This window comes from Hamadaea sp. NPDC051192 (assembly GCF_040682475.1).
GTDB classification, from domain to species: domain Bacteria; phylum Actinomycetota; class Actinomycetes; order Mycobacteriales; family Micromonosporaceae; genus Hamadaea; species Hamadaea flava.
On the sequence record NZ_JBFBAZ010000236.1, the window covers coordinates 1 to 7,435 of the forward strand.

The window sequence follows — 7,435 nt, forward strand, 5'->3', positions numbered from 1 at the left end:
CCCATCGCACCGGCCAGGACAGCGATCGCCGCCACACTCAGCACCAGCTCCGGCCAGTACGCCAGCCGCGTGGCCAGGGTCGTCCCGGTGCCCTCGTGGAGCTGCCGGACCTGGACGTCCCGGGTGAAGAAGCCGGTGGCCTGGTGCACCTCGCCGGAGGCGTCGACGAACCCGGAGATGCCGACCGTCGACGACATCAGCGACTCCCGGCCGTGCTCGACCGCGCGCAGCCGCACCATGGCCAGCTGCTGCCGGGCCTCGTCGACGTTGAACGTGGCGTTGTTCGTCTGCACCACGAGCAGGCCCGCGCCGTCGGTCACGGTGTCCCGCACCAGCCCGTCGTACGCGATCTCGAAGCAGATGACGTCGCCGATGGTGGCCGGTCCCATGCTGAGCACGCCGGAGGTGTCGCCGGGCTGGAAGTCCGACCGGAGCAGACCGGCCTTGTCGGTGACGATCTTCGCGATCGGTTCGATCCACCGCCGCAGCGGCATGTACTCCGCGAACGGCACCGGATGCTGCTTGGTGTACCGGGCGGTGACGCCCTTGCCCGCCTCCCAGACCAGGCCCACGTTGTAGACCTGACCCTCCTGCTCGCCGCTGAGCACCGACCCCACCAGGATCGGTACGCCGATCGCCCGGGCGGCCCGGTCGATGGCGGCGGCGGCGTCGGCGTTACGCAGCGGATCGATGTCGGAGGAGTTCTCCGGCCAGATCACCAGATCCGGCTTGGGCTGCTTACCCGACGCGACGTCGGCGGCCAGCTCCTCGGTCGCCGCGACGTGGTTGTCGAGCACGGCCCGGCGCTGGGCGTTGAAGTCCAGCCCCATGCGCGGCACGTTGCCCTGGACGATCGCGACCGTCACGGTCGGGCCGTCCGGGGTGGACAGCGGGACGGCGTACCCGACGACCGTCAGCGCCGCCGCCCCGACGACCAGGCCGGCCGCGACCAGCCACCCCTTCGGCTTCCCCAGCCACCCCTTCGGCTTCCCCAGGCGCGCCGGCTCCGGCGTCGTCGCCGGGATGGGCGCTGGATCAGGGTTCCGGGTCGAATCTTGGCTCAAGATTCGACTCTGATCCGTGATCCAGCCGGAAGACGCGGCCGCCCGGGAAGGCGTCGCCCGGTGGGCGAAGGCGTACCGGTGGGAGAGGCGGGTGACGGCCAGCAGGAGCAGGCCGCCGGTGACGGCGACGACGAAGGTGACCAGCGGCGCGCCGCCGAGCGCGGCGAGGCGCAGCGTGGGCGCGTCGGCCTGGCTGAACGCGAGCCGGCCCCAGGGGAAGCCGCCGAACGGCGTACGGCCACGCAGGGCTTCCTGGCCGACCCAGAGCACTCCGACGACCAGCGGCCAGCTCCACCGCCAGCGGTCCACGACCGGGCTCACCAGGGCCAGGGCCAGCCCCTGCAGGGCGAAGTACGCCGCCTGCAGGCCGACCAGCAGCAGCCACGGCCACGGGCCGACGTGCGTACTGGTCCACGACAGCAGCGGCGCGAAGAACACGACACCGGTGATGAAGCCGAACAAAGCCCCCGTACGCGGTCGCCGCCGGTGCACGGCGAGCGCCGACGCCGCGACGCCGAACGGGGCGAGCCACCACAGGCTGTAGGACGGGAACGACAGCAGCAGCGCCGCCCCGGCGAACACCGACAGCAGCAGTCCGGCCCAGTACGGCACCGGCTTGCCGGCGGGCGTGGGCTCGGGCGCGGCCACCTCGGTCGGCGGGGCGTCAGGCGGGGCAACGGCTGCGGTCACGGCGCAAACCCTACCGCGACGGCCGGTCGGCCTTGTCACGAAAGCCCACCGCATCAACCCCCTCCTCCGCTGGCAGGCCAGACCCGGTTTTCGTGCGCTGGGACGAGGTGCGCGCGGCCTGGCAAGGTGGACGCGGGCTTCTCCGCCTCCAGCATGACCGCCCCGTCGACGTCGTCGACCGAGAACAGGGTGCCCGGCGGGTAGCTGGCCAGCATCGCCGGTGGGAGCTGCACGGTGCCGTCCCCGGCGACGACCGCGAACTCCCGTCCGCCACGGCCCTCCGCGCCGACGCGGCCGTCGCGGATCGTCACGACCCGCCCGAACGCCTCACCGACGGCCATGTCGTGGGTGACCGCGACGATGGTCGTGCCGCGCTCGGCGTTGACCCGGTCCAGCGCCGACAGCACCTCGTCCCGGGCGACCGGATCGAGCCGGCTGGTCGGCTCGTCGACCAGCAGCAGTCCCGGTGACGCGGCCAGGCCGACCGCCAGCGCCGCCCGCTGCTGCGCGCCCGGCGACAACTGGTCGATCCGGCGGTCGCCGTACCCGAGCAGGCCGACCAGCGCCGCGACAGACTCGGCCGGTTCGACGTCGGCTGGGCGTACCTTGCGCACGCGGCGCTGGGCGAGCCAGATGTTGTCCTCCAGGGTCGCGTACGGCAGCAGGTTGCGGGTCGCGCCCTGCAGCACCACCCCCAGATCCGTGCCGCGCAGCCGGGCCAGTTCGCCGTCGGTCAGCTTGCCGATGTCGGTCTGTCCCAGGTGGACCCGTCCGGCGCTGGGCCGCATGAGCCCGGCCAGCAGCGCGATCAGCGTCGACTTGCCCGAGCCGCTCGGCCCGACCAGGGCGACCTTCTCCCCCGGCGCGATCTCCAGATCCACCCCGGCGAGGGCGACCACGTCGCCGCCCTCGGCCCGGTAGATCTGCACCACGCGCCGGCAGATCACGGCCAGTCCGTTCACCGGGTCTCCCCTTCCACCGCCCGCCGCAGCACGGTGGCCACGACGAGGCTCGTCAGCAACAGAATCACGACCTGGCCGAGCAGGGCCGCCGCGAGCAGGCCCGGCCGGACCGGCAGCAGCGGCGTGGCCGGCGCCCAGCCGCCGTCGGCCACCATCGGCACCACCGCCCGAGCCGTACGCCAGGCCAAGGCGGCCACGAGGGTGCCGATCAGCGCCGCGACCGCGACGAGGACGGCGTACCCGCCGGCGACCTGGCGCGGCACCGACCGCGACCGCATGCCCTGGATGCGCAACGCCCGCATGACCCGGCCGATCTCGTCGTGTTCGGCCGCGCCGACCACCAGTACGCCGGTCACCCCGAGCACCACCGCCGCCAGGCAGGCCACCAGGTAGAAGCGCAACGCCAGCGCCGGGCCGGACCGGTCGAGCCGCTCGGCCGCCCGTTCGGCGGTCATCGTCGCGACCGGCGTCAGCCCCTGCACCCGCAACCCTGACCGGATCAGCTCCGGGGTGTCCTCGGCGAGCCACACCTGCGCTTGGCGTACGGGGGTCGCGGCGGGCAGCCCGGCCAGGTCGACCAGACCACCGGCGGTCCCGAGCCGGGGCAGCACGGCGACCTCGGCCACCTCGGTCACCGACACCGAATCGCTACCGGCGGCGACCCGGTCCGGTGGGGACTGGGTGGCGATCATCGGCAACGGCCCGGATCCGGTCGCCCGCAGCGAACCGCACGCCTGCTCCTGCGGCAGGGCCACGTCGGCGCTCCAGTACCCGATGCCGCAGAACCGCTCGGCGTCGACCGCCAGCACCCGGAACCGCTTGTCGGGCAGCATCGCCGCCGCCATCGCGTACCGGCCGGACGGGTCGGCGTCGCGGACGGCGTCGCGCAGGTCCCCGGCGGTCGTCGTCGGCAGGCTCCAGACCTCGGCCGCGCCGACGTCGAGCCGGGCGCGTTCGGCCCGCGCCCACGCGCCGGCGGTGGTGGCCGCGACGGCGAACCCGCCGGTACCGAACAGCACCACCAGCAGCGCCAGCAGCCGCGAATGGGTCGGCCGCCGGGCGATCACGAACGCCGCCATGGCCCGGTTGACCCGGCCACGCCGCAGTCCCCACCGACCGAGCCGTTCGGCGAGCGGACCGGTCAGGCGGCGGGCCACCAGCCCGGCGGCGACCGCAGTCAGCAGTGGCGCCAGCAGCGCCAGTCCGCCCGGCTGGTCCTCGGCGGTGATCTGATAGCCGGCCGCGACCGCCGCCAGCACGGCGCACACCTCGGCGAGTCCGATCAGGACGGTGTGGGCGCGAGCGGGCGTACCCCGCAGCTGTGCCGCGATGGGTCCCCGGCCGGCCTGTGCCACGGCTATTCCGGCCAGCGCGGCCACCGTGACGATCGCCGCCGCCACCGTCGCCACGACCCCCCAGGTCAGCTCCGGACCGTCGCCGCCGGGCAACGTCCACGCCCCCAGGACGCGTACGCCGAGCCACCCGGCGGCCAGCCCGATGGGTGCCGCCGCCAGGGCCGGGAGCAGTGTCTCCGCCGCCGACAGCCACCACCGGGTGAACCCCGGTACGCCCCGCAGCCCCGCGAGTCCGCTCTCGGTACGCCGCCGCACCGTGCTGGAGCTGACCGCCAGATACAGCACGACCATGGTCAGCAGCAGCAGCGGAACCGCCGCGACCTGCACGGACCGGTCGAGTCCGGCGCGCTGGGCGGCGATGCGGTCCAGCAGGTCCGGCAGCGCGGTGCTGACGTCGTAGCCGTTCTCCTCGGCCAGCGTCTCCTCTTCGGCGGCCAGCGCCCGCAGCCCGGCGTCGTCGGTGAAGTCCACGCCGTCGGCGATCAGGTCGGTGGTCTGGAACGCGGTCCCGAACGGGGTCGCGGCGACGGTTTCCAGCGTCGCGAACACGGCGGGCACTTCCTGTTCCGGCTCCTCGTCCGGCTGCGGCACACCGGTGAACGACCGTCCCGCCCCGTACGCGCCGGTGAGGTCGCCGATGGCGTACACGCCGACGACGGTGAGCCGGATCGGGTCGCCGTCGGCCCGGAAGCCGCCCTGCGACAGGGTTCCGGCGACGAAGCCGGTGTCCGTGCCCGGCCGCAGCCCGGCCGACTGCGGAACGATCGCCTCCCCGGCTCCGGCGACGCACCGGCCGGACACCATGCGCACATGGGCGCACACCCCCGACCGGTACGCCAGCCACACCGACGTGCCGAGCGACGTCTCCGTAGCGCCGAGCTGCCCGCCGACGAGCAACCCGCCGACCGTGGTGAACCCGGGCTGGTAGGGCAGTTGCGGGGCGAGTTTCTCGGCCGGGGGCGGGGCCGGACGGCCCGGGAAACCACCCGGCGTCAGCAGCACCGTCCGGGCGATCGACAACTCCTGCGGCGCGGCGTCGGCGACCTGCGCCGCCGTCACCGCCCGCGCCGCCGCGCCGGTGTACAGCGGCACGGCCGCGGCCGCCGCCGACGCGATCACCGACAGGGCCAGCACCAGCAACGCGGTGCCCCGCCGTCGGCGCAGCATCACCCGGACGATCCGGATCATCGGCCTTCCTCCCCGTCCGTCACCAGCGCCCGCCCGCGATCCCCGCCAGCGTCCGAAGAGACCGACCCATCGCCCGAAGAGATCGACCCGTCGTCCGCAGCGATCGATTCGCGGCCCGGAACCCGGCCGGTGTCCGACGCTGCGGACCCGCCGCCGTCCGACACGACGGCGCGGGAGAGCCGCCGGGCGCTCAGCCAGCCGGATGCCGCGATGGGCGTGGCGGCGACGAGCACTCCGAGCCCGACGGCCAGCCCGGACACCGCCGGTACGCCGGTCGCGGTCCAGTCGTCGGTGAACACCGTCAGCCCACCGCCGTCCCAGCCGATCGCGGCGGCGGTGGCGAGCGCGGCGCCCAGCAGCACTCCGGTCGCCACGAGCAGCCACGCCGACCAGCCGATCGCGCGTACCGCGGTGCGGGCCGTCAGGCCCTGCCGTCGCAGGTCCAGCAGTTCGGCCCGGCGTTGGGCGTACTCGCCGGTGGTGATCACGGCCAGTCCGGCCGCGCCCAGCAACACCCCGAGCAGCGCCGCGCCGAGCTGGAATCGGGCCGCCTGACCGGGTCCGGTACGCACCATCCGGTCGACGCGGTCGTCCACTGTCTCCTCGCCCGCGATCAGCAGTCGTTTGCGTATGTCGGTCAGCACCGCCGCCGGGGTGTCGGCGCGCGCCCAGACTTCGGCCTGCACGACTCCCCCTTCGTCGGCCAGCCGGTCGGCGTACTCGTGGTCGATCAGGAAGCCGTCGCCGCCCGCGCCGGGCAGGACGCCCGCGCCGTCCACGACGCGTACCGGCCGGGAGATCCCGTCGAGCACGGGCAGTTCGCGGACCTCGTCGGTCTGGGCCAGCCGGGCGCGGCCGGCGACCACCGCGGGCAGCGGCACCGGGGCGTCGGCCACCAGGACGCGCAGGTCGGTCGAGACGTGCATGGGATCGCTGGGCCGGTACTGGGCGCTGAGCCAGCCGTCGCCGTGCAGCACGGTGAGGTCGCCCGCGGTGGTGGTGAAGCCGGGCCGCCAGCGACCGGCGGCGGCCATCCCGGCGGCGTCGACCAGCGTCTTGTCCGGGGATTGCTGCCGGATCGCGGTCAGCCGCAGCGCTTCCGGCGAGGAGGTGAAGCCGAGCCAGGCCAGCCGGCAGCCGTCGGCGCAGTGCGGCACGTCGGCGGCGTAGGAGCCGGCGCCGAGCTGATGCGCGACCGTGATCGGCACGGTGAACCGCTGCCCGGCCGCCGTCACGAGGGTGGCGCGGATCGTCCCGCCGGCGTCGGCCGAGGTCGCCGTGACGTCCAGGACCAGCCGCGTCCCGGTCACCTGCACGGGGGCGTTGACCGCCGGGCGCACGTCGGCGGCGATCCGGCGGGCCAGCGCCGCACTGGTTTCGGACACCCGGGCGAGCCGGTCGCTTTCGACCGCGACGACGCTGCTCGCGGCCAGTTGCTGCCGGGCCGCCGCCAGCAGCCAGCGGCCGTCCGGATCGGCCGCGTGCACGGCCGCGCGGACCGCGGTGTGATCCGAGCCGACCACTGTGATGACCCGGGCGGCGCCCATTTCGGCCACCGCACGCTCGCGCAACGCGGCCGAGGTGGTCTGCACGCCTGAGGCCGCCAGCGCCGGGGTGGCCACCGCGACGGCCACCAGCGCGAGCGCGCGGGCCGTGTGCGGCCGCCGGGCCAGATGCATCGCCGCGAGCCCCAGTCCCAGGTCGCCGCGGCGCAGGCGGCCCACCCCCAGGTGGGCCAGTCCCCAGGCCACGATCCGCCCGGCCAGCAGGGCCGCCGCCAGCACGCTCACCATCGGGGCCAGCGGCGCCAGGCCCGCGTCCGGGCTCGCCGTCACATTCTGGTACGCCAGCAGCAGCGCCACGACGACGACGAGTGCCTCCAGCGGCGCGAAGCGCAGCCGCTTCGCGGCCCGCCGCGCGCGCCGCACGGCGTCCAGCACCGGCGTACGCAGAACGCGGGTCTCGGTCGCAGCGACCAGCGCCAGCACGGCCACCAGCACGGCGCCGGCCGCCGCACCGTCCGTCCTGGACACCGGCGACCCGCCGCTGAGCAGCCCGGTCGCCGCGCCCAGCACCGCACCGGCCAGCACCGCGAGCGCCGACGGGCCGACCGCGAACAGGAACCGCGTACGCATCGGGGCGCCGCGCAGGACGCCGAGCGCCGTCTGGGGTGCCC

Annotated in this window: 4 protein-coding genes; all 4 read right to left on the minus strand. The window is 75.1% G+C overall.

Translation table 11 applies throughout. The annotated features are described in order from the left end of the window. Nucleotides 1–1,712 (minus strand): apolipoprotein N-acyltransferase (gene lnt / locus AB0M47_RS41395; RefSeq protein WP_363424166.1); only part of this gene is annotated, 1,712 nt, incomplete at its 3' end. A gap of 95 nt (nt 1,713–1,807) precedes the next feature. Next, on the minus strand, nt 1,808–2,716 hold the full coding sequence (locus tag AB0M47_RS41400; RefSeq protein WP_363424159.1) for an ATP-binding cassette domain-containing protein: 909 nt from the start codon (nt 2,714–2,716) through the stop codon (nt 1,808–1,810). Beyond that, nucleotides 2,713–5,259, minus strand: a complete 2,547-nt coding sequence (locus AB0M47_RS41405; protein WP_363424162.1) for an FtsX-like permease family protein — start codon at nt 5,257–5,259, stop codon at nt 2,713–2,715. Before AB0M47_RS41405 ends, AB0M47_RS41400 begins: the two co-directional genes overlap by 4 nt. Continuing rightward, nucleotides 5,256–7,435: hypothetical protein (locus tag AB0M47_RS41410; RefSeq protein ID WP_363424164.1), on the minus strand; the 2,180-nt coding region annotated here is incomplete at its 5' end. The genes AB0M47_RS41410 and AB0M47_RS41405, both read right to left, overlap by 4 nt.

Coding starts and splice junctions, on each gene's coding strand:
- AB0M47_RS41405 (WP_363424162.1), bottom strand. CDS start 5,259: ATGATCCGGATCGTCCGGGTGATGCTGCGCCGACGGCGGGGCACCGCG.